General features: G+C 72.4%; 17 protein-coding genes. 5 read left to right on the plus strand and 12 right to left on the minus strand.

Annotation, left to right across the window (positions count from 1 at the left end):
* Positions 1-255 precede the first annotated feature (255 nt).
* The 4 genes from rutA to rutD are packed head-to-tail and all read left to right on the plus strand — an operon-like array spanning position 256 to position 3,311.
* The gene (gene rutA, locus MKK64_RS25075; protein ID WP_243938329.1) at positions 256-1,356 is read left to right on the plus strand and encodes a pyrimidine utilization protein A; all 1,101 of its coding nucleotides are present in this window, start codon (positions 256-258) and stop codon (positions 1,354-1,356) included.
* Positions 1,356-2,099, plus strand: a complete 744-nt coding sequence (gene rutB / locus MKK64_RS25080; protein WP_147727584.1) for a pyrimidine utilization protein B — start codon at positions 1,356-1,358, stop codon at positions 2,097-2,099. The genes rutA and rutB overlap by 1 nt, the downstream gene beginning before the upstream one ends.
* Before the next feature lie 25 nt (positions 2,100-2,124).
* Positions 2,125-2,544 carry a pyrimidine utilization protein C gene (gene rutC, locus MKK64_RS25085; RefSeq protein WP_243938292.1) on the plus strand — a complete coding sequence of 140 codons (420 nt, stop codon included), beginning with the start codon at positions 2,125-2,127 and terminating at the stop codon, positions 2,542-2,544.
* The gene (gene rutD, locus MKK64_RS25090) at positions 2,544-3,311 is read left to right on the plus strand and encodes a pyrimidine utilization protein D (protein WP_243938294.1); all 768 of its coding nucleotides are present in this window, start codon (positions 2,544-2,546) and stop codon (positions 3,309-3,311) included. The genes rutC and rutD overlap by 1 nt, the downstream gene beginning before the upstream one ends.
* Here the strand turns inward: rutD and MKK64_RS25095 are convergent.
* The gene (locus tag MKK64_RS25095; RefSeq protein WP_243938296.1) at positions 3,280-5,133 is read right to left on the minus strand and encodes an adenine deaminase C-terminal domain-containing protein; all 1,854 of its coding nucleotides are present in this window, start codon (positions 5,131-5,133) and stop codon (positions 3,280-3,282) included. The genes rutD and MKK64_RS25095 overlap by 32 nt on opposite strands.
* A gap of 108 nt (positions 5,134-5,241) precedes the next feature.
* On the opposite strand from MKK64_RS25095, the gene hydA reads away from it, so the two are divergent.
* Entirely contained in the window at positions 5,242-6,651 is a 1,410-nt protein-coding gene (gene hydA, locus MKK64_RS25100) for a dihydropyrimidinase (protein WP_243938298.1), read from the plus strand.
* Between the two features lie 3 nt (positions 6,652-6,654).
* Here the strand turns inward: hydA and MKK64_RS25105 are convergent, their stop codons facing one another.
* The 11 genes from MKK64_RS25105 to MKK64_RS25155 form a co-directional block, all read right to left on the minus strand.
* Positions 6,655-9,549 carry a molybdopterin-dependent oxidoreductase gene (locus MKK64_RS25105; protein WP_243938300.1) on the minus strand — a complete coding sequence of 965 codons (2,895 nt, stop codon included), beginning with the start codon at positions 9,547-9,549 and terminating at the stop codon, positions 6,655-6,657.
* Positions 9,546-10,367, minus strand: a complete 822-nt coding sequence (locus tag MKK64_RS25110) for an FAD binding domain-containing protein (protein WP_243938301.1) — start codon at positions 10,365-10,367, stop codon at positions 9,546-9,548. Before MKK64_RS25110 ends, MKK64_RS25105 begins: the two co-directional genes overlap by 4 nt.
* A 42-nt stretch (positions 10,368-10,409) precedes the next feature.
* The gene (locus MKK64_RS25115) at positions 10,410-11,429 is read right to left on the minus strand and encodes a biotin-dependent carboxyltransferase family protein (protein ID WP_243938303.1); all 1,020 of its coding nucleotides are present in this window, start codon (positions 11,427-11,429) and stop codon (positions 10,410-10,412) included.
* On the minus strand, positions 11,426-12,181 hold the full coding sequence (locus MKK64_RS25120; protein WP_243937480.1) for a 5-oxoprolinase subunit B family protein: 756 nt from the start codon (positions 12,179-12,181) through the stop codon (positions 11,426-11,428). The genes MKK64_RS25115 and MKK64_RS25120 overlap by 4 nt, the downstream gene beginning before the upstream one ends.
* A gap of 4 nt (positions 12,182-12,185) precedes the next feature.
* On the minus strand, positions 12,186-12,947 hold the full coding sequence (locus MKK64_RS25125) for a 5-oxoprolinase subunit PxpA (protein ID WP_243938305.1): 762 nt from the start codon (positions 12,945-12,947) through the stop codon (positions 12,186-12,188).
* A gap of 217 nt (positions 12,948-13,164) precedes the next feature.
* Positions 13,165-14,715, minus strand: coding sequence for a Do family serine endopeptidase (locus MKK64_RS25130; RefSeq protein ID WP_243938307.1), 1,551 nt, complete (start codon positions 14,713-14,715; stop codon positions 13,165-13,167).
* Positions 14,716-14,877: 162 nt separating this feature from the next.
* Positions 14,878-15,573 (minus strand): DUF2459 domain-containing protein, encoded by a 696-nt coding sequence (locus MKK64_RS25135; RefSeq protein WP_243938309.1) that lies wholly within the window; start codon positions 15,571-15,573, stop codon positions 14,878-14,880.
* A 3-nt stretch (positions 15,574-15,576) separates the two neighbouring features.
* Positions 15,577-18,318, minus strand: coding sequence for a valine--tRNA ligase (locus MKK64_RS25140; RefSeq protein WP_243938311.1), 2,742 nt, complete (start codon positions 18,316-18,318; stop codon positions 15,577-15,579).
* A 93-nt stretch (positions 18,319-18,411) separates the two neighbouring features.
* The gene (locus MKK64_RS25145) at positions 18,412-18,972 is read right to left on the minus strand and encodes a PopZ family protein (protein WP_243938313.1); all 561 of its coding nucleotides are present in this window, start codon (positions 18,970-18,972) and stop codon (positions 18,412-18,414) included.
* A 197-nt stretch (positions 18,973-19,169) separates the two neighbouring features.
* Positions 19,170-20,591, minus strand: coding sequence for a TolC family outer membrane protein (locus MKK64_RS25150; protein WP_147844490.1), 1,422 nt, complete (start codon positions 20,589-20,591; stop codon positions 19,170-19,172).
* A 195-nt stretch (positions 20,592-20,786) separates the two neighbouring features.
* Positions 20,787-21,443, minus strand: a complete 657-nt coding sequence (locus tag MKK64_RS25155; protein ID WP_147729888.1) for a protein-L-isoaspartate O-methyltransferase family protein — start codon at positions 21,441-21,443, stop codon at positions 20,787-20,789.
* Positions 21,444-21,538 lie beyond the last annotated feature (95 nt).

Here is a 21,538-nt window from a genome sequence, read left to right on the forward strand (position 1 = left end):
AGGGCACGTGATGCCCGGTCTACCAGATCGCGGGCGGCGTTTCGCGCATCCGGGCGGCTCGATCCGCACCCGGGATCGCTTCCCGTCTGGGCGGATCGCGCGCATCGCCTGAGCAACCCGCGGAGATTTTGTGCAGAGCCGCGTCCGCGATTTGACGGGCTGGTTCGAGCGGTTACCGTTCCCCGTCTCGGGCCCGCCGCGAGCGGGTCGGGTCGCGTTCGGAAGAGGTGGCCGATGGACGAACCCGCCGCAGCGATGAATGTCGGGGTCTTCATCCCGATCGGCAACAACGGCTGGTTGCTCTCCGAGAACGCGCCGCAATACAAGCCGAGCTTCGCCCTCAACAAGGCGGTGACGTTGAAGGCCGAGGGCTACGGCCTCGACTTCGCCCTGTCGATGATCAAGCTGCGCGGCTTCGGCGGCAAGACCGAGTTCTGGGACCACAACCTCGAATCGTTCACGCTGATGGCCGGGCTCGCCGCCGTCACCTCGCGGATCAAGCTCTACGCCACGGCGCCGACCCTGTGCTTCCCGCCCGCAATCACGGCGCGGATGGCCGCGACGATCGACTCGATCTCCGAGGGACGCTTCGGCCTCAACCTGATCACGGGCTGGCAGAAGCCGGAATATTCGCAGATGGGCCTCTGGCCCGGCGACGCCTTCTTCGCCGACCGGTACCGGTACCTCTCGGAATACGCGCAGATCCTGCGCGAGCTCTGGGAGACCGGGCGCAGCGACCTCAAGGGCCAATACTTCCAGATGGACGATTGCCGCCTGAGCCCGCGGCCGCGAGGTGCGATGAAGGTGATCTGCGCCGGCCAGAGCGAGGCCGGCATGGCCTTCACCGCCACCTACGCCGACTACAATTTCTGCTTCGGCAAGGGCGTGAACACCCCTACCGCCTTCGCGCCGACGGTTGCGCGCCTCGAGGCCGCCAAGGCGAAGACCGGCCGCGACGTCTCCTCCTACGTGCTGTTCATGGTGATCTCCGACGAGACCGACGCCGCCGCTCACGCCAAGTGGGAGCACTACAAAGCGGGCGCGGACCAGGAGGCGATCGCCTGGCTCGGCGTGCAGGGCGCGGCCGACACGAAGTCCGGCGCCGACACCAACGTGCGCCAGATGGCCGACCCGACCTCGGCGGTGAACATCAACATGGGCACCCTCGTCGGCTCGTTCGAGAGCGTGGCGCGGATGCTCGACGCGGTGATGACCGTGCCCGGCACCGGCGGGGTGCTGCTGGTGTTCGACGATTTCCTGAAGGGGCTCGACGATTTCGGGCAGAAGATCCAGCCGCTGATGCAGACCCGCCGGCACGTCGCCGCGGCTGCGGCGCCGCTCTCCGAGGTCGCGTGATGGAGGCGCCCGCCGGATACCGCGACGCCGCCGGCCGCTTCGGCGGCGTGACGCTGCCCGCGCGGCCCGAGCCGATCGCCTTCGCGCCCGAGGCCACCGCGCTCATCGTCGTCGACATGCAGAACGCCTACGCGACGAAGGGCGGCTACCTCGATCTGGCCGGCTTCGACGTGTCGCAGACCGGGCCGGTGATCGGCCGCATCGCCGCCGCCGTCGCGGCCGCGCGGGCGGCCGGCATCGTCGTGCTGTGGTTCCAGAACGGATGGGACGCCGACTACGTCGAGGCAGGGGGGCCGGGCTCGCCGAACTGGCACAAGTCCAACGCGCTGAAGACCATGCGCCGGCAGCCGGGGCTGAACAGCCGGCTGCTGACCCGCGGCACCTGGGACTACGACCTCGTCGACGCGCTGAAGCCGCAGCCCGGCGACATCGTCATGGGCAAGCCGCGCTACAGCGGCTTCTACAACACGGCGCTCGACAGCACCCTGCGGGCGCGCGGCATCCGCACCCTGGTCTTCACCGGAATCGCCACCAACGTCTGCGTGGAATCGACCCTGCGCGACGGGTTCTTCCTCGAATATTTCGGCATCGTGCTGGCCGACGCCACCCACCAGGCCGGCCCGCCGAGCCTGCAGGAGGGCGCGCTCCTCAACATCGAGACGTTCTTCGGCTGGGTCTCGGACGTGGCGGCCTTCGAGAGGGCCCTCTGTGCCGAGCCGCGTCGCACCGAAGCTGCCGAGTGATCGCCAACGCAAAGTCCCGAACACAATGCCCAAGACCGTCGTGATCCCGCCCGGCACCGGCAAGCCGCTGGCGCCCTACGTGCCCGGAACCCTGGCCGACGGCGTGCTCTACGTCTCGGGCACGCTGCCGCTCGACGCCGACGCCAACGTCGTCCATGTGGGAAACGCCTCGGCCCAGACCCGCCACGTGCTCGAGACGATCAAGGGCGTCGTCGCGGCCGCCGGCGGGACCATGGACGACGTGACCTTCAACCACGTCTTCCTGAAGGACTGGGCCGACTACGCGGCGATCAACGCGGTCTATGCCGAATACTTCCCCGGCGAGAAGCCGGCGCGCTACTGCATCCAGTGCGGGCTGGTGAAGCCGGACGCGCTGGTCGAGATCGCCTCTGTGGCGCATGTCGGCAGGCCGGTCGGCGCGCTCGCCGTCGACACCTCGGTCTGATGCCGTTCCATCACGACGTCGCCGGCAACGGCGCGCGGACCGTCCTGCTCTCGCCGGGGCTCGGCGGGATGGCGGGCTACTTCGCGCCGCAGATGCCCGCGCTGGTTCCGCACTTCCGCGTCCTGACCTACGACCATCGCGGCACCGGCCGCTCGAAGGGCCCGCTCGAGCCCGGCCACGACATCGCGGCGATGGCGGAGGACGCGCTGTCGGTCCTCGACGCCACCGGCACCGCGAGGGCGGACGTCGTCGGGCACGCGCTCGGCGGGCTGATCGCGCTGCAATTGGCGCTCAACCACCCGACGCGCGTCGGGCGCATCGTCGTGATCAACGGCTGGGACGCGATCGATTCCGCGACGCTGCGGTGCTTTTCCGCCCGCAAGGCGCTCCTGAACCATGCCGGCCCCGAGGCCTTCGTCCGCGCGCAGGCGATCTTCCTCTATCCCGCCCCGTGGCTGTCCGAGAATGCCGCGCGGGTGGCGGCGGACGAGGCGCATGCACTGGCGCATTTCCCCGGGCCCGAGACGGTGCTCGCGCGGATCGTTGCGCTGGAGCGCTTCACCCTGGCCGGGCGGCTCGGCGCGATCCCGCACGAGACCCTGGTGATGGCCGCCCGCGACGACGTGCTGGTGCCGTACACCGCCCCCGAACGCCTCGCCGCCGGCCTCGCCAAGGCCCGCCTCGACCTCGTGGCCGAGGGCGGCCATGCCCACAGCGTCACGCGGGCGGAAGCCTTCAACCGGACGCTGCTCGACTTCCTGCTCTGATTGGGCGGAAACTCTCCGAGGCCGGCTCGAACAGCGGCACCTGGCGCATCTCCGGCACCAGCACCAGGCCCCTGTCGGTGATGCGGATCTGCGGGATCACCGAGAGCGGGATCAGGTTGAAGCCCATGTAGGGGATGGTGCAGCCGGCCCGCTCCCAGGCGACCTTCAGGGCGCGGACCTCCTCGGCGACCGCGCCGACGCGCTTGTCCGAGAGCAGGCCCGCCACCGGCAGCGGCACCATCGCGACGACCGCGCCGTCCTCGACCACGCAGACCCCGCCCTGATGCGCCGCGACGGCGTCGACCGCGACCCGCATGTCGGCCTCGTTCAGCCCGGCGACGATGAGGTTGTGCGAATCGTGGCCGACGCTGCTCGCCACCGCGCCGCGCTTCAGCCCGAAGGCGCGCAGCAGCCCGTGCGCGGCGTGGCCACCGAGCCCATGCCGCTCCACCACGGCGACGTGGCACAGATCGTTCTCGGCGAGCGTCGTCGGCCAGTCCGCGGAAGGCGTCAGGGCCACGCGCTCGTGGACGAGCTCGATGCCGGGCAGCGTCGTGCGGATCGCGTTGACGGTGCAGGGGGCTTCCGGCAGCGTCGGGATCAGCGACGGCACCGGCACCGGCAGGTGGACGGTGGCGTAGGCGCGCGCCGGGTAGCGGTAGGGGCGCGACAGGGCCGCGTCGAGGCGCGGCGTGATCGTGCGGTTCTCGACCACCAGCTCGCCGCCGTACCAGGTCGATTGCGGCACGAGGTCGTCGTCGAGCAGCACGAGGTCGGCCCGCCGGCCGCCGCCGAGGCCGCCGACCTCCCCGTCGAGGCCGTAGCGCGTCGCGGGGTGCAGCGAGCCCATCGACCAGGCCGCCGGCTTCGGGATGCCCATCCGCACCGCTTCGCGCACCACCCAGTCGAGCCCGTATGCGAGGAGGTCCTCGGCGTCGCGGTCGTCGGTGCAGCAGCAGACTCGCTTCCAGGCGGCGCCGTAATCGACCACCGTGCCGATCGCCTTCGGCAGCGAGTGCCACGGCGTCGTCGGCGGCCCGCCGCGCAGGAAGATCCAGATGCCGGCGTCGAGCAGGTCGTCGGCGATGTCGCGGTCGATCGCCTCGTGGGTGTCGGTGACGCCGGACGCGGCGTAGGCGGCGACGAAGTCGCGGCCGTAGATGTGGCCCGAGACCGGGCGCCCGCGCGACAGCGAAGCCGCGATGATCGCGTGGGCGCGGGGATCGCCCTCGGCGACCGCGACGAAATCCATCTTTTCGCCCAGGCCCAAGGCCTCGGGCCAGGCGTCGAACAGGGCGGCGATCTTCTCGGCGGTGAGGTCGCCGCCGGCGGTCTCCAGCTCCGGCGTCGTCGCCGGCACCGTGCTCGGCACGGTGAGGTAGATGTTGAGCGCCGCCGCGCGGGCATCCTCCAGCATCCAGGCGACGCCGTCGGCATCGAGCACGTTGCCGATCTCGTGGCTGTCGCAGACGATCGTCGTCGTGCCGTTCAGAAGTGCCGCCTCGGCGTAGGCGCAGGCGGTGATCATGCTGCTTTCGATGTGCAGATGCGGGTCGACGAGGCCCGGCGCGATCAGCCCGCCGCCCGCATCGAACCGCGCCGCGCCGCCGCGATGGCTGCCGGCGGGCTTCACCGCGGCGATCCGGCCGCCCGCGATCCAGACCTCGCGCTCGGGCAGGATGCGGTCGGAATAAGTCGAGAGCACCCGCGCGCCGGCGATCACGAGGTCCGGCTCGACCCGGCCCGACGCCACGTCGGCGAGGCGGCGCGTCATCTGCGCGAGCGGCGCGACGGAGAAGCGGTTGAGCGGCGCTGGGGACATCGGGTCGGGCACTCTCGCGGGCGGATGGAGGCGATCCGGGCACGCATCGTGCCAGGGCGGCCGGACCGGTGGACAGGACCGAGGTTCCACCCGAGAGGCGGCGAAACCATGCCCGACTTCGATCTCGCGATCCGCGGCGGCACCGTCGTCACCGCCGCCGACACGCTGCGTGCCGAGATCGGCATCCGCGACGGCCGCATCGTCGCGGTGGCCGAGCGGGTGGCGGACGCGGCCCGGACCATCGACGCGTCCGGGCTGCTGGTGCTGCCGGGCGGCATCGACAGCCACGTCCACATCGCGCAACCCTCGGGGCCCGGCATCGTCATGGCCGACGACTTCGCCTCGGCGACGCGGGCGGCCGCCGCCGGCGGCAACACCTGCGTGATGCCGTTCGCGTTGCAGCCGCGCGGCGGCTCCCTGCGCGCGGCGGCCGAGGCCTATCGCGGTCTGGCCGAGGGGCAATGCCACGTCGACGCGGCGATCCACCTGATCGTCTCGGACCCGACCGAGGCGGTGCTCGGGCAGGAGCTGCCGGCGCTGATCGCCGCCGGCTACACCTCGTTCAAGGTCTTCATGACGTACGACGACTTGGTCCTGAACGACCGGCAGATCCTCGACGTGTTCGACGTCGCCCGGCGCGAGGGCGCCCGCGTGATGGTCCATGCCGAGGGCTACGACGCGATCCGCTACCTCGGCGAGCGCCTGGAGAAGGCCGGGGAGACCCGGCCCTTCGGCCATGCGCTGTCGCGGCCGCAACCGGTCGAGCGCGAGGCGGCGCATCGGGCGATCAGCCATGCCGAGCTGGTCGACCTGCCGATCGTCATCGTCCACGTCTCGGGCGAGCAGGCGATGGAGCAGATCGCGTGGGCGCAGGGGCGCGGCCTGAAGATCCATGCCGAGACCTGCCCGCAATACCTGACGCTGACGGCCGACGACATGAAGGGGATCGGCGACGACCCGATGTCGGGCGCGAAGTACGTCTGCTCGCCGCCGCCGCGGGATGCCGCGAGCCAGGCGGCGATCTGGTCCGGCCTGCAGCGCGGGATCTTCGACGTGGTCTCCTCCGACCATTGCCCGTTCCGCTACGACGACCCCCAGGGCAAGCTCAACCCGCGCGCAAGAACCTCCTTCCGCTGGATCCCGAACGGCATCCCCGGCATCGAGACCCGGCTGCCGGTGCTCTTCTCCGAGGGCGTGTCGAAGGGGCGGATCTCGCTGAACCAGTTCGCCGCGCTCACCGCGACGAACCACGCCAAGCTCTACGGCCTGTATCCGAAGAAAGGCTCGATCGGCCCCGGCTTCGACGCCGACCTGACCCTGTGGGACCCGAACCGCCGCGAGACGATCACGCAGGTGGCGCTCCATCACGGCGCCGACTACACCCCCTGGGAGGGGTTTTCGGTGACCGGCTGGCCAGTGATGACGATCGCGCGCGGGCAGGTCGTCGCCGAGGAGGGCCGGGTGCTGTCCGTGCCGGGCCAGGGCCGCGTGCTCGATCGGAGCATCGTGCCGGGCTGAAGGTCAGGCCGCCCCGACATCCCGAAAAATCCGGTCCGGCGCGAACGGCGTCGCGGTGAGCCGCGCGCCGGTCGCGTCGCGGATCGCGTTGGCGAGCGCCGGGGCGACCGGGTTGAACGGGCTCTCGCTCATCGATTTCGCGCCGAGCGGGCCGATGCTGTCATGGGTGTCAGCGAACAGCACCTCGGTCGCCGGCACGTCGGCGCAGGCCGGGATGTGGTAGTTCCGGAACGTCTGGGTGATCACGCGGCCGGCCTCGTCGAGACGCACGTCCTCGTACAGCGCCGCGCCGAGGGCCTGCGCGACGCCGCCCTCGACCTGCCCGCGGCACTGCATCGGGTTGATCACGTGGCCTGCATCGGCCGCGTGGACGCTGCGCAGGATCCGGACCTCGCCGGTCCCCGGATGCACGGCGACCCGGAACGCCTGGACGTTGAAGGCGACCGAGCGCGGCGAGCCGTCGGCCCGGCCTTCCGCTTCGAGCGGACCCTCGGCGATGAGGTCGGCCAACGCGATGCGGCCCCCCGGAACGATCACGTGGTCGGCTTCGAGGCGGCAGTCGGCGGCCGCGGCGCCCGCCTGCGCCGCCGCCCGGGTCAGGATCGCGCGGGCGAGCGCCTCCGCCGCGTTCAGTGTCGCGCGACCCGCCACGACGATGCCGGTGCTGCCGTAGGCGCCGGTGTCGTGGCCGACCGCGTCGGTGTCGGAGGCGCGGATGCGGATGCGGTCCGGCGCGGTGCCGAGGGCGGCCGCCGCGATCTGCGCATGCACGGTGGTGGTGCCGTTGCCGAACTCCGCGGTGCCGACGAGAAGCTCGTAGACGGCGCCGTCGGAAGGGTCGCCATCAGCCCGACGGACCCCCTCTCCCGTGCGGGAGAGGGCTGGGGTGAGGGATGAGAACTCTCCGGAGAGGCCACGCCCCTCACCCTGTCCCGCTCCCCCTGGAAGAAGGGACCCGCGATCGGGTGGCCCGGACAGGGAAAGGCGGATGCGCGCGTCCGAAAAATGCCCGCGCGGGGGGATCGTGTCGATCATCGCCATCGCCATGCCCTCGCCGACACGCCAGCCCTCCCCAGCCGGGTCGCCGCCGGGGGCCGCCATCGCGCGCTCGGCGAGGTCGAGGCACTGGTCGAGGCCGTAGCTGCCGTATTCGACGTCGTGCGGCTCCAGGCTGGTCGAGACCATCGGGTCGCCGGGCCGCACCGCGTTGCGGCGGCGCATCGCGTAAGGGTCGAGGCCGAGGTCGCGGGCGAGCTCGTCCATCGCCGATTCGACGGCGAAGATCGTCTGGCTGAGGCCGTAGCCGCGGAAGGCGCCGGCCGGCAGGGTGTGGGTGTAGACGGCGTAGCCGTCGACGCGCTTGTTCGGGCAGCGATAGGCGCCGATCACCTCGTTGGTGCCGTGGTGGAGCACGCCGCCGGCATGGTTGCCGTAGGCCCCGGTGTTCGAGACGACGTCGAGCTGGATCGCGGTGAGCGTGCCGTCGGCCCGCGCGCCGAGCTTCACCCGGACCCGCATCGGATGGCGGGTGGTGGTGGCGGTGAACTGCTCCTGGCGGGTGAGCTCCCACTTCACCGGGCGCCCGGTGCGGAGCACCGCCAGCGCGACGAGGTCCTCGGTGAGCATCTCCTGCTTTCCGCCGAAACCGCCGCCGACGCGGGCCGCCATCACCCGCACCTGCGATCGGTCGAGGCCGAACAGCGTGCAGAGCGCGTCGCGGGTCAGGAACGGCACCTGCGTCGAGGAGCGGATCACGAGGCGGCCGTCCGCGTCCCGCCAGCCGATCGCGCCGTGGGTCTCGAGATGGGCGTGCTGCACCCGCTGCGAGAGATAGGTGCCCTCGTGGATGCGGTGCGCCTCGGCAAAACCCGCCTCGACGTCACCGACCAGGCCGTGCGCCTCGGCCGCGAGGTTCGCGCGGAACGCCTGCGGCGGCGCGTCCGCCCCCGACACGACCCCGCCGTGGACGCGCGGCGCGTCGGGCCGCATCGCATCCTCCGGGTCGAACACCGCCGGCAACGGCTCGTAGGCGACAGCGAGCGCCCGCACGCCGGCCTCGGCCGCGACTTCCGTCTCGGCGACCACCGCGGCGACGCGCTGGCCGACGAAGCGGACGGTGTCGTCGAGCACGCGGGTGTCGGGCGCGTCGTCGGCCGGGTTCTCGTGCCGGCCGGTGGAGAAGCGCAGGTTCGGCACGTCCGCATGGGTGAGCACCGCGACGACGCCCGGGAGCGCTAGGGACGCCGCGCGATCGATCGCGACGATCCGCGCGTGCGGGTGCTCGGAGCGCAGCACCCGCATGTGCAGCAGGCCCGGCATGGCGAGGTCGAAGGTGTAGCCGGCGCGGCCCGACACGATGTCCGGCGCCGCGGGCGCCGGCACGCTGCGCCCGATCGGGTCGCTCGCGGTCGCCGCCTCGGCCGAGGCGATGCCGGCGATGGCGTCGCGGATGGCGCGGTAGCCGGTGCAGCGGCAGAGATTGCCCTTCAGCGCCGCGCCGAGGTCGCGCTTCTGGCCCTGGTCGAGGGACGCCGCCGTCATGATCATCCCGGGCGTGCAGAAGCCGCACTGAAAGCCCTGGGCCGCGACGAAGGCCGCCTGCATCGGGTGCAGCGGGTCCGGCGCCCGATCCGGCGCCCGGTCCGGCACCCCCTGCCCCGGCCGGCACGGGCCGGACAGCCCCTCGATGGTGGTGACGCTGCGCCCCTCGGCCCGGAACGCCGGCAGCAGGCAGCTGTGGATCGGCTCGCCGTCGAGGTGGACCGTGCAGGCGCCGCAATCGCCGGCGTCGCACCCCTTCTTGACGCCGAACCAGCCCTGCTCGCGCAGCAGCGTGCGCAGGCACTGGCCGGGACGCGGCGCCACCTCCTCGGCATGGCCGTTGACGACGATCCTCATGCGCCCTCGCTGAGCTCGGCCCGGATCTCCTCGGCGAGGAGGCCGGTGACGTGGTGGCGCCAATCCGGCGCGCCGTGCACGTCGTCGTACCAGAGCGCGTCGTCGATCCGCGTTGCGATCGCGTCGGCGAGGTCGCGGGCGCTCGGCGGCGCCGGGAAGACGAGGCGCACCGGGCGGCGGGTCGAGGCCGTGACGGTGACGACGCGCGTGCCGTCGGCGTCCCGCGTGCCGATCAGCAGGGCGCCGGAGCGGCCGTTCGGGCTCAGCGAGATCCGGCGGAAGGCCGCGCGCCGCTTGAGGGCCGAGGCCGGCATGTCGAGGCGCAGCAGGACCTCGTCCGGGGCGAGCGCGGTCGCCTGCGGCCCGAGCACGAACTCGGCCACCGCCATCCGGCGCTCGCCGCCCGCGCCGGTGCGGATGGTGCAGACGCCGTCGAGCGCCACGGCGAGCGCGATCATCGGCCCGGCGGGCAGCGCGAGGCAGAGGTTGCCGCCCACGGTCGCCCGGTTCCAGATCTTGAACGAGCCGAGCAGCGCCCGGCAGCTCTGCCCAACGAGCGGCGCGGCGATCCAGGCGGGCGGCAGCTCGATCCGGTCCAGCTCGGCGATCGTGCAGGTCGCCGACAGGATCAAGCCCGCTTCGGTCGCCGCGCTCGGCGGAAGCGCCAGGGCGGTGAGGTCGATCAGCCGCGCGAGATGCGGCTGCGGCTCCGAGAACAGCCAGGTGCCGCCGGCGAGCCACGCGTCGCCCGCGCGCCAGCCCGGCAGCGAGCCGGGCTCCCGCGGGGTGAGGACCGAGCTGATCGTATCGAGATCCATGCGGCTGCGCCCAAGCAAGTCTTCGTCCAACCGCCTGCGCGATCAGCGGCGTGCGTCGACGACGCCATCTACGAGATTCAGCCCGAGCAGCAGCTCGGACGGGAATGCGGTGCGGACCACCGGCTCCACCCGGATCTCGGGCGCGAGGCACGCGGCCTCCGCCCTGCGGGCCGCGACGGCGTCCGCGATCGAGACCGCGGCGAAGCGCAGCCGGGTGCCGGCCTGGGCCTGGGCGAGCCGCCCGAGGTCGGGGCCGATCACCGTGGCAATCTTCGGGTAGCCGCCGGTCGATTGCCGGTCGGCCATCAGCACGATCGGCAGCCCCTCGCCCGGCACCTGGATCGCGCCCATGGCGATGCCGTCGGAGACGATGTCGTGGCCGCGCGCATGGGTCAGGCGCGGGCCGTCGAGGAAGCAGGCCATGCGGTCGCCGCGCCCGGCGACCGTCCACGGGCCGTCGAGGAACGCCGCGATCTGGTCCGCCGCGAAGGCGTCGTCCTGCGGCCCGAGCACGACGCGGATCGTGTCGGCCGGCCGGTCGAGCCAGGGCGCGACCAGGGCCTGCGGATCGCCGGCGCCGGCGCGCGCCGCGTCGATCGCGAGGCTGTCGCCGGCCGCGAGCGCGCGGCCATCGAGGCCGCCGAGGCCGGACCGGGTGTGGGTCGCGGTCGAGCCGAGCACCGGCGCGACGGCGATGCGTCCGCACACCGCGAGGTAGCACCATGACGCGGCCGAGCCCGCCCGCACCGCGAGCGTCCGGCCGGGCTCCAGCGTCAGCGCGACGGCGGCCGGCAGCGCCTGGCCGTCGAGGGCGATGCGGAAGCCCGTGCTCGCCAGGACGAGGCCGAGCGGGCCGCCCTTCGCCGCGACGGTGATGCCGCCGGCCGAGACCTCAATCGCCGTGGCGCCGGGCGGGTTGCCGGCGGCGCGGTTGGCGGTGTCGAAGGCGAGCGCGTCCATCGGCCCGGCAGAGGTGATGCCGTAGCGCAGGTATCCGTGGCGCCCGGCATCCTGCAGCGTCACGCTCGGCCCGGCGGCGAGGATCGCGAGGCGCGGGCTCACGGCGCCGGGTCCCCGGCATAGGCCTCGCGCCGGGCCACGACCTCGCCGGCTGCGGCGCGCCGCTCCAGGGCCGAAAAGGTCGCGGCGTCCACCGGCGCGAAGCGGATGCGGTCGCCGGCGGCGACCGGGAAGGTCTCGTCGCGCTCGGGCGCGTAGAGCCGGGCCGGGGTCCGCGCGATCACGTACCAACCGGTCGGCATCGGCACGGTGCCGATTGCGGCGAGCCCTCCGCCGACGAGGAGCGCGTTGGCCGGATGCGGCGAACGGGGCTTTGCCCGGCGCGGCACCGCCAGTTCCCTCGGCAGGCCGCCGAGATAGGCGAAGCCCGGCGCGAACCCGTACATGTAGACCCGGTAGGTCGCCCCCGCATGCAGGCCTGCCACCCGCGCCGCGGAAAGGCCGGTGCGCTCGGCGATGGCGGCGACGTCCTCGCCACAGGGCTCGCCCGCGCTGGTCTCGGCATAGCAGCAGGGCAGCGTCCAGAGCGTCGGCGCGGCTCGGCCCGCACCGGCAGCGTCCGCGAGCGCGACGACCCGCGCAGCGAGCGCCGCGCGATCGAGCACGAGCGGATCGTAGTGCATCATCAGCGAGCGGTAGGTCGGCACGGTCTCGCGGAGGCCGGCGGGCGGGTCGGCGCGCAGGGCGTCGTCGAGCGCCAGCACCCGGTCGTTGATCGCCGGATCGACCGCGCTGCCGAACTCGGCGACGAGCGCCGCCTCCCCGGCATCGAGCAGGCGCGGAGGCGGTCCCACCTCTTCAGGCCCGGAACGGGGCGAGGCGGATGCCGGCGCCCTCGAGCCGGTCGCGCACCGCCCGGGCGGTGGCGACCGCGTGCGCGGAATCGCCGTGGACGCAGACCGAGCGGATTGGCGTCGGCAGGCGGGTGCCCTGCGCGGTGACGATCGCGCCGGCCTCCACCATGGCGAGGACGCGGCCGGCGGCCTCCTCCGCGCCGTCGATCATCGCCCCGGGCCGGCCGCGGGCGATCAGCTGGCCGTCCTCGGCGTAGCCCCGGTCGGCGAAGATCTCCTGGTGGACCTCGAGGCCCGCCGCCTCGCCGGCCGGCACCTGCGCCGTCAGCGCGATGGCGAGCAGCGCCAAGTCGCGGTCGACCGCGTGCACGGCCCGGGCGATCGCGTCGGCGACGTCGCGCTCGGCGGCTGCGAGGTTGGCGAGCGCCCCGTGCGCCTTCACGTAGGCGATGCGATGGCCGGCATAGGCCGCGAGCGCCTCGGCGGCGCCGATCTGATAGGCGACGAGGCGCTCGATCTCGGGCGCGGTGAACGGCATCCGCCGCCGCCCGAACCCCCAGAGGTCGGGAAAGCCCGGATGGGCACCCACGGCGACGCCGTTCGCCTTCGCCCGCGCGAAGGTCTCGGCCATGATCTCCGGGTCGCCCGCATGCATCCCGCAGGCGACGTTGGCCGAGGTGACGATGGCGAGCATCGCCGCGTCGTCGCCGCAGGCATAGGCGCCGAAGCCCTCGCCGAGATCGGAGTTTAGGTCGACGCTCGCCATCCGGTCGCGGATCCCGTGGAGTTCGCGGAGCCGACTATAGCGCGCCCGGAAACGGATTCCGAAGCAGGCCCCGGCCGATCCGGTTCAAGATCCGTTCCATCGGCGCGAGCGAGCGGTCACGACGAGACGGCACCGGCCAAACGCGTCCGCGTCCTGCCGATGCCGTGCGTGGGTCGATCGGGATCGCCGGGGGCGAGGCCCCGGCGCGCGTGTCGGATCAGCCGTCGTTCTTGGTCAGCGAGATCGCGACGAAGCGGGTCACGCCCTTGCTGCTCTTCACCCGCATCAGCACCGCCTTGCGCCCGCTGGATTCGGCCGTGCGGATCTGCTCGGCGACCTCCGAGGGGCGGGTCACGCTCTTGCCGGCCACGTCGAGGATGACGTCGCCCTGCTCGATGCCCTTGGCGGCGGCCGGACCGTCCGGATCGACCTGGACCACCGCGACGCCGCTATCGGACAGGCCGACCTCCGCCGCCGGCGCCAGGCTCAGCCCGAGCCGCGGCTGGCCGCCGGCCATGCCGGTGTCCGAGGAGGCCACCTTCGACCCGTCGGTCGGGAGCGCGCCCAGCGTGATCGTCGCGTTGTCGGACTTGCCGCCGCGGAGATAGGCGATCTCAACCTTGGCGCCGGGCTTCAGCCCCGCGATCTTGCGGGACAGCTCCTTGGCGTCGTTGATCGGGTTGCCGTTGACCGACTCGATCACGTCGCCGGACTTGAGGCCGGCCTTGGCCGCCGGTGTGCCGTCCTCGGCGTGATCGATCAGGGCGCCCTTCGGCTTGGCCATGCCGAGCCCCTCGGCGATGTCCTGCGTCACCGGCTGGACCTGCACGCCGAGATAGCCGCGGGCGACCTTGCCGTCGGTCTTGAGCTGATCGACCACCGCCTGCACGGTCTCGGCGGGGATGGCGAAGGCGAGGCCGACGCTGCCGCCCGACGGCGAGGCGATGGCGGTGTTCACGCCCACGACCTCGCCGTTGACGTTGAAGGTCGGGCCGCCGGAATTGCCCTTGTTGATCGGCGCGTCGATCTGCAGGAAGTCGTCGTACGGGCCGGCGCCGATGTCGCGGCCGCGGGCCGAGACGATGCCGGCGGTCACCGTGCCGCCGAGGCCGAACGGGTTGCCGATCGCCACCACCCAGTCGCCGACCCGCGGGGCCGCCTTGCCGAACTGGACGTAGGGGTAGCTGCCGGAATCCTTGATCTTCAGGAGCGCGATGTCGGTCTTGGAATCCTTGCCGATCACCTTGGCGTCCAGCGTCCGGCCGTCGTCGAGCGTCACCTGCACGGTCTTGGCGTGGTCGACGACGTGGTTGTTGGTCACGACGTAGCCGTCGGCGGAGATGATGAAGCCGGAGCCGACGGCGCCGCGCGGGCCCTGGTGCTGCGGCTGCATGCCGGGCGGTCCACTGTTCGGGCCATTCTGGCCGAAGCGCTTGAAGAACTCGCGCAGCTGCGGCGGCACGTTCTGCAGGTTCTGGCCCTGCTGGCCGCTCGGGCCGTCCTCGTCGTCGCTGGAAGCGGAGTCATCGAGCTTCACCTTCACCGAGACGACGCCCGGCTTCACCTTGTCGACGATGTTGGCGAACGAGCCCGGCGGGTGCTCCGGCGCGGCGATCGGGGATTGCGGCAGCGCCTGGGCGAGGGCCGGCGTAGCGGCCGGCAGATAGCCGCTGCCGAGGGCGCCGCCCGCGATGAGGGCGGCGGCGGCGACCGAGGCCAGGGCCCGGCGGCTGGTGCGGGCGGTGGTGCGGGTCTGCGGAACGGACATGCGACAAGTCTCCGGGGACATCTTCGGCGCCGCCGGCTCGGCGGGCGATGACCCTGTCCTAAGGCCCGGCGCCTCACCCGCCCGTGACGGGCGCATTACCGTTTCGACAGGTTGGCCGGACGCCGCCGGGCCGACGACGGCGCGCGCAGCGTGGCGCGAGCGTCACGGGACCGCCGTCGCGCCGGAGCGCCATTTGAGATCGAGGATGAGCCCGCGCGGCATCGTCGCGAGCACCGGCGCGACGGGCAGGCCGGCCGCGTTGACGAGGCCGGCGGTCCAGTGGTTGCACACGTTGGTCCAGGAGAACCGGCCTGCGCCCCGGTAGAACAGGCTCGGCCCATAGAGGCCGGGGCCGACGTCGACCGGATGGCCGCCGGCGAGCGCGAAGCCGGCTTCCAGCCGCGCGAGGAGCTTTTCCAGCCCGGCGGCCGAGACCGGGATCGCCAGGATGTCGGCGTGCGGAAAGCTCGCGCGTGGGTTCGCGTCGAGGCCGACCACCTGGATCACGCCGTCGCTGCCGCCGGGCGTGAACAGGGCGCCGAGCGCCAGCCGCCAGTCGAACTCCGCCAGCGTCGGCGTCGCCGCGTAGAACCGGGCCTCGCCCCAGCCGAACTCGAGCGTCGGGTAGGCGCGGAACCGCACGGCGATGTCGCGGAGCGCCGGCCCCGCCCCCGGCCCCGTCAGCGTCGCGACTGGAAGCGCGATCCCGCTGTGCCAGCCGTGGCTGACCACGTGGATCACCTGCGGCGCCGCCTCCGCGGGCGGATAGAGGGCCGGGTCGCCCGGCCGCGCCGTGAGGATCACGGCAAGGACGAGCGCTCCGACGATGCCGGCCAGCGCCTTCGCCAGCCGGCGCAAGGCTCAGGACGCCGGGTCGCTCAACCGCGCCAGCGCCTCCTGAAGCTTGGCCAGCCGCTCGGCCTCGGCCTCGCGCCGCTCGCGGCTCTCCTCGATCACCTCCTCGGGGGCGCGCGCCACGAAGTCGGCGTTCCCGAGCTTGCCGTCGAGCTTCCTGATCTCGCCCTCGGCCTTGGCGGCCTCCTTCTTCAGGCGCGCCACCTCGGCGCCGAGGTCGACGATGCCCTCCAGCGGCAGGGCCGCGACGCTGCCGCGGACCAGCAGTTGCACCGCGTTCTTCGGCGCGGCGTCGGCGAACCCGATCTCGGAGAGGCGGGCGAGGCGCACCAGCGTGTCGTGCCAGGCGCCGATCCGCGCCCGCACCGCCGCATCGGCCCCGACGATCACCAGCGGAACCTGCGCGCCGGCCGGCACCCCGGTCTCGGAGCGGGCCGAGCGCACCTCGGAGACGAGGTCGACCACGAAGCCGATCTCGGCCTCGGCCTCGGCATTCGCCAGCCCCGACAGGTCGGGCCAGGGCTGGAGCGTGAGCAGGCCGCGATCGGGCAGCGCCGCGCCCTTAATCGCCCACAGCTCCTCGGTGAGGAACGGCATGAACGGATGCAGCAGCTTCGCGATCTGGTCGATCAGGAAGGCGATGGTCGCTTGCGTCTCGCCCTTCAGCGCCGGGTCGACGCCCTCGCCCTGGAGCACGGGCTTGGCCAGCTCGATCGTCCAGTCGCAGAAGATGTTCCAGACGAAGCGGTAGGCGGCGGCCGCCGCGTCGTTGAAGCGGTAGGCCTCCAGAGCGGCGGTGACCTCGGCGACGGCACGCGCGGCCTCCCCGAGCGCCCAGCGGTTCAGCGGCTCCCGCACCGCCTTCGGATCGAAGGCGGGTTCGAGGGCGCAGCCGTTCATCTCGGCGAAGCGCGCGGCGTTCCAAAGCTTCGTCGCGAAGTTGCGATACCCTTCCACGCGGGCCGGGCTGAGCTTGATGTCGCGCCCCTGCGCGGCGAGCGCCGTCAGGGTGAAGCGCAGCGCGTCGGCGCCGTACTGGTCAATCAGCCCGAGCGGATCGACGACGTTGCCCTTCGACTTCGACATCTTTGCGCCGGAGGCGTCGCGCACCAGCGTATGCAGGTAGACCGTGTCGAACGGGACCTCGTCGGTGACGTGCAGGCCGAGCATCATCATGCGGGCGACCCAGAAGAACAGGATGTCCTTGCCGGTCACCAGCGTGTTGGTCGGGTAGTAGCGCGCGAGCTCGGCGGTCTTCTCCGGCCAGCCCAGCGTCGAGAACGGCCACAGGGCGGAGGAGAACCAGGTGTCGAGGACGTCCTCGTCGCGGCGCAACGCGACCGGCGAGCCCTGCTTGGCCGCGGCCTGCGCCTCGGCTTCCGCCTCGCTGCCGGCGACGTAGATGCCACCCTCCGCGTCGTACCAGACCGGGATCTGGTGACCCCACCAGAGCTGGCGCGAGATGCACCACGGCTCGATGTTCTCGAGCCACTGGAAGAAGGTCTTCTCGGAATTCTCCGGCACGAAGCGCGTGCGCCCGTCGCGCACCGCCTGGAGCGCGCGCTCGGCCAGCGGCTTCACGTTCACGTACCACTGGTCGGTGAGGTAGGGCTCGATCACCACGCCCGAGCGGTCGCCGTGCGGGACGGCGTGGGTGTTGGCTTCGATCTCGCGCAGGCGTCCCGCCGCCTCCATCAGCGCGACGACGGCCTTGCGGGCTGCGAACCGGTCGAGGCCGTGGAGGGCCAGCGCCTCCGCATCCGGGTTCGCGTCGGCCAGGAAGTCGGCGTTGCCGTCGAGGGCGATCCGCGCCTCGCTGTCCAGGATGTTGATCGGGCGGCAGCCGTGGCGACGGCCGACCTCGAAATCGTTGAAGTCGTGCGCGGGCGTGATCTTGACCGCCCCGGTGCCCTTCTCGGGATCGGAATATTCGTCGGGGACGATCGGGATCAGGCGCCCGACCAGCGGCAGGCGCACGTGCTTGCCGACGAGCGCGGCGTAGCGCTCGTCCTCGGGGTGGACGGCGACGGCGGTGTCGCCGAGCATGGTCTCGGGGCGCGTCGTGGCGACCGTGATGATGTCGCCCGTCTCGATGCCGGCCGCGTCCACCACCGGATAGTCGAAGTGCCAGAGGTGGCCCTTCACCTCGACCTGCTGGACCTCGAGGTCCGAGATCGCGGTCTGGAACTTCGGGTCCCAGTTCACGAGGCGCTTGTCGCGGTAGATCAGCCCCTGCGCGTGCAGGTCGACGAACACCTTCGTGACCGCGCGGACCATCTGCTCGTCGGGCGCGCCGCGCTCGCCCATGGTGAAGCGCTCGCGCGACCAGTCGCAGGAGGCGCCGAGCCGCTTCAGCTGCGAGACGATCGCGCCGCCCGATTCCGCCTTCCAGGCCCACACCTTGTCGAGGAAGGCCGCGCGGCCGATCTCGCGGCGGCCCGGCTCCTGCGCCTCCATCATGCGGCGCTCGACCACCATCTGCGTGGCGATGCCGGCATGGTCCATGCCCGGCTGCCACAGCACGTCGCGACCGCGCATCCGCTCGAAGCGGGCGAGGATGTCCTGCAGCGTGTTGTTGAGGGCGTGGCCGATATGCAGCGAGCCCGTCACGTTGGGCGGCGGGATGACGATGCAGTACGGCTCGGCACCGGCCCGGTCGGGCCGCCCGGCGCGGAACGCGTCGGCGCTCGTCCACGCGGCGCTGGCGCGCGCCTCGGCGCCGGCCGGGTCGAAGGTCTTGTCCATCATGGGCGGGCGATCGCGGGTCCGTCTCGAGAATTTCGAGCCCGCTTTCAACCCGTCACGGGCCTCCCGTCAACACGGGCGGCGACACGCGCGACCTCAGCGGCCGCGGGCGACCCGCTCGATCTCGACGCGCACCAGCCGCTCGACCATCACCGGCAGGTTGTCGTCGAGCCAGGCCTTGAGCATCGGCTTCAGCATGTCCTGGACGAGGTCTTCCAGGCTGCGCGCGTTCTGGCTCGACACCGTGTTGGCGAGCAGGTTGAAGGCCTGGTTGACGCTGGCGCCGGCCGCGGACGAGATCAGCCCGGGCTCCGGCGCGGGGTCGGGCCTGCGCGCCGGCTCCGGCGCGGCGGCCCGCGGCGCGGGGGCCGGCTCGGGCTCGGGCTCCGGCTCCATCGCGTCGAAATCGAGCGTTTCGAGCTCCAGCGGCACCGGCTTGGCGGCCGGGCGCGGCGGCGGCGCGGGTTCTTCCATCTCGGCAAGGTCGAGCACGTCGTCGTTCTCGTGCGAGGGGGGGCGAACCGCGGCCGGCTCGGGCGGCTTCACCGCCTGATCGTCGGCGATGATCCGGCGGATCGACGCCAGGATCTCCTCCATGGAGGGCTCGTGCGCCTTCTCCGCCGCCTTGTCCTGGATCTTGGGGCTCGCTGCACTCATCCGGACGGCGCTCGAGAAGGTGGGAGGGACGAAAGACGGCTGTCGAATGGAGTATTCCACGCCGCGCGCACGCGACAAGCGCAGCCGGAGCACAGTCCTCGGGAAATCACCCGCCGGGCGCCGTTATTTCGCCTGCCCGTATTCCGCTTGCCCGCGCCCGCCCGAACCCTCGGGTCGCGGGCGCGAATCACGCCGCCTCAGCGGCCGTCCGGCGAGCGGACGCCGTACCAGAGATCCTTGACCTGGTCGTAGTGGACCTTGGCGCTGTAGACCGCCACCGGCACCGCGGTGTAGCGCACCGTCAGACGGCCGATCGCCTGGACCACGCCGTAGGAGAAGATCACCCGGTCGCGCTGGGCGGTGATCAGGTTCACGCGGGCGTTGAGCAGTTCCTGCTGCGCGTTGAGCACGTCGAGGGTCGTGCGCTGACCGACGCGGGCTTCCTCGCGGACGCCGTTCAACGCGACCTCGTTGGCCTGGACCTGGGCCTGGGCGGCGATCACCTGTGCCTTGGCGGCCTCGAGCCGGCCCCAGAAGTCGACCACCTGCGCGCGGACCTGATCGCGGACGAGGTCGGCCTGGATGCGGGTCTGGCCGACGACTTCCTTCTGCTGGCGGATCTGCGCGTATTCCTGGCCGCCCTGGTACAGCGGGATCGTCACCCGCCCGACGATCGACGCCGACAAGAAGTTGTCGCCGGGGAAGGTCTGGTCGTAGCGCTGCTGCACGCTGCCCTGCAGGCCGACGGTCGGATACAGCGCGGCCTCGAGCACCTTGACCTGCGCCTCGGCCGCGTCGACCGCGTGCAGCGCCGAGAGGATCTGCGGATGCTCCTGCAGGCCGATCGCGATGGCCGAATCGAGGTTGGCCGGCACGTAGCGGTCGAGCGGGCGGCCCGGGGCGAGCTGGCGCGGCTCGACGCCGATGTTCTGGCGATAGGTGCCGATGCTGGTGCGCAGGGCCGATTCCGCGACGCTGACCTGCGAGCGGGCGCCGGCGAGGCGCGCCTCGGCCTGGGCGACGTCGGTGCGGGTGACCTCGCCGACGTTGAAGCGGTCGCGGGTCTGGCGGAGCTGCTCCTCCAGCACCTCGACGTTGTTGCGGTTCAGCTCCAGCGTCGCGGTGTTGCTGAGCACGTTCATGTAGGACTGCACGCCGCCGTACAGCACCGACATCTCGGTGGAGCGCAGGCTTTCGCGCTGGCTGTAGACGTTCGACTCGGCGCGGCGGGTGTTGTTGTCGGTCTGGAACCCGTTGAACAATGTCTGGTTGACGGTGAGGCCCGCACCGCCCGGCGTCGTCGTCTGCGCGAGCTGCGCTCCGGAGACGCGGCCTTCGAGGTACTGGGAGCCGATGTCGGCGCTGATGCTGGCGGTCGGGCGATAGCCGGACTTCGCGATCGCGACGCCCTCGTCGGTCGCGCGGACGCCGGCGCGGCTGGAGTTGAGCTGCGGGTTGCCGCCGTAGGCCTTGGCGAGCGCCGATTCCAGCGTCTCGGACGCTGCCGGACCGGCCGTCAGCCCGGCGGCGACGGCGAGGCCGGCCAGCCGAAGCGCGGGGCGCGTCGCAGGTTTGCGTTGTGTCACGTCGATCAGCCCTTGCGGTTTCTCGAAGACCATCTTGCCCGTCTTGCGACGGCCACGGCGCATGAGCGCCGGCCCGGTCACGCCCGCCCCGGGGCAGACCTTAACCCATTCACGAAGACGTGGCCCAGGGCGAGGACGGCCCATCCCTCGAATCGTCGGGACGTGGCGCATAAAAGCGACACCCCCCCCCGCGCGATCGGAGCGCGATGCCGAGAGCGCGCCGACCGCTCAGAACGCGAAGCCGGCCTCTTCGCGGAACGCCGCCAGGCCCGGAAGCGCCGCGTCGAACAGCGGGCGTGCGCCGAAGGCGTCGCCGGCGCGGACGAACAGGGTCGCCTTGGCGGACTTGTCGCGACCGAGGACGCAGACGAGGCGGCCCTCGTCCTTCAGCTGGTCGAGCAGCGCCTGCGGGCGCACCTCGACGCGGCCGTTGATCAGGATCGCGTCGTACGGGCCGGCCTTCGGCAAGCCGGCGGCGAGGGGCCCCTCCACCACCTCGACCTGCGTCCCGTCGAGGCGCTCGCGCGCCGCCTCCGCCAGGGCGGGGTCCGATTCGAGGGCGGTGACCCGGCCGCCGAGGCGCGCCATCACGGCGGCGGCGTAGCCGTATCCGGTGCCGACATCGAGCGCCCGGACGCCGCCGCCGATGCGCAGCGCCTGGATCATCCGCGCGAGCAGCATCGAGGCCGGCATGTAGCGCAGGTCGCCGTCGCTGCCGCCGAGCTTCAGGTTCTGGTCGATGTAGGCGAAGGGCTCCGCCCCCGGCGGCACGAAGTTCTCGCGCGGCACCGCGTCGAACGCGTCCAGCACCGCGATGTCGTTCACGTCGAAGGTCCGGAGCTGGCAGTCGACCATCAGGCGTCGGGCCTGCGCGTAATCGAGCATGGAGACGGGTTCCTCGACGCGGTTCGAACGAGCCGGTTCCGCGAGACGCCCGCCGAGGCCGCGCTCACGCTTCCGGATCAGCCGGTTTCTCGGGG

It is taken from the genome of Methylobacterium sp. E-025 (genome assembly GCF_022829705.1).
GTDB lineage: Bacteria > Pseudomonadota > Alphaproteobacteria > Rhizobiales > Beijerinckiaceae > Methylobacterium.

Excerpts from the sequence above, each read along its gene's own strand:
- rutA (WP_243938329.1), top strand. The coding sequence starts at position 256 with ATGAATGTCGGGGTCTTCATCCCGATCGGCAACAACGGCTGGTTGCTC.
- rutB (WP_147727584.1), top strand. The coding sequence starts at position 1,356 with ATGGAGGCGCCCGCCGGATACCGCGACGCCGCCGGCCGCTTCGGCGGC.
- rutC (WP_243938292.1), top strand. The coding sequence starts at position 2,125 with ATGCCCAAGACCGTCGTGATCCCGCCCGGCACCGGCAAGCCGCTGGCG.
- rutD (WP_243938294.1), top strand. The coding sequence starts at position 2,544 with ATGCCGTTCCATCACGACGTCGCCGGCAACGGCGCGCGGACCGTCCTG.
- MKK64_RS25095 (WP_243938296.1), bottom strand. The coding sequence starts at position 5,133 with ATGTCCCCAGCGCCGCTCAACCGCTTCTCCGTCGCGCCGCTCGCGCAG.
- hydA (WP_243938298.1), top strand. The coding sequence starts at position 5,242 with ATGCCCGACTTCGATCTCGCGATCCGCGGCGGCACCGTCGTCACCGCC.
- MKK64_RS25105 (WP_243938300.1), bottom strand. The coding sequence starts at position 9,549 with ATGAGGATCGTCGTCAACGGCCATGCCGAGGAGGTGGCGCCGCGTCCC.
- MKK64_RS25110 (WP_243938301.1), bottom strand. The coding sequence starts at position 10,367 with ATGGATCTCGATACGATCAGCTCGGTCCTCACCCCGCGGGAGCCCGGC.
- MKK64_RS25125 (WP_243938305.1), bottom strand. The coding sequence starts at position 12,947 with ATGGCGAGCGTCGACCTAAACTCCGATCTCGGCGAGGGCTTCGGCGCC.
- MKK64_RS25130 (WP_243938307.1), bottom strand. The coding sequence starts at position 14,715 with ATGTCCGTTCCGCAGACCCGCACCACCGCCCGCACCAGCCGCCGGGCC.
- MKK64_RS25140 (WP_243938311.1), bottom strand. The coding sequence starts at position 18,318 with ATGATGGACAAGACCTTCGACCCGGCCGGCGCCGAGGCGCGCGCCAGC.
- MKK64_RS25145 (WP_243938313.1), bottom strand. The coding sequence starts at position 18,972 with ATGAGTGCAGCGAGCCCCAAGATCCAGGACAAGGCGGCGGAGAAGGCG.
- MKK64_RS25150 (WP_147844490.1), bottom strand. The coding sequence starts at position 20,591 with ATGGTCTTCGAGAAACCGCAAGGGCTGATCGACGTGACACAACGCAAA.
- MKK64_RS25155 (WP_147729888.1), bottom strand. The coding sequence starts at position 21,443 with ATGCTCGATTACGCGCAGGCCCGACGCCTGATGGTCGACTGCCAGCTC.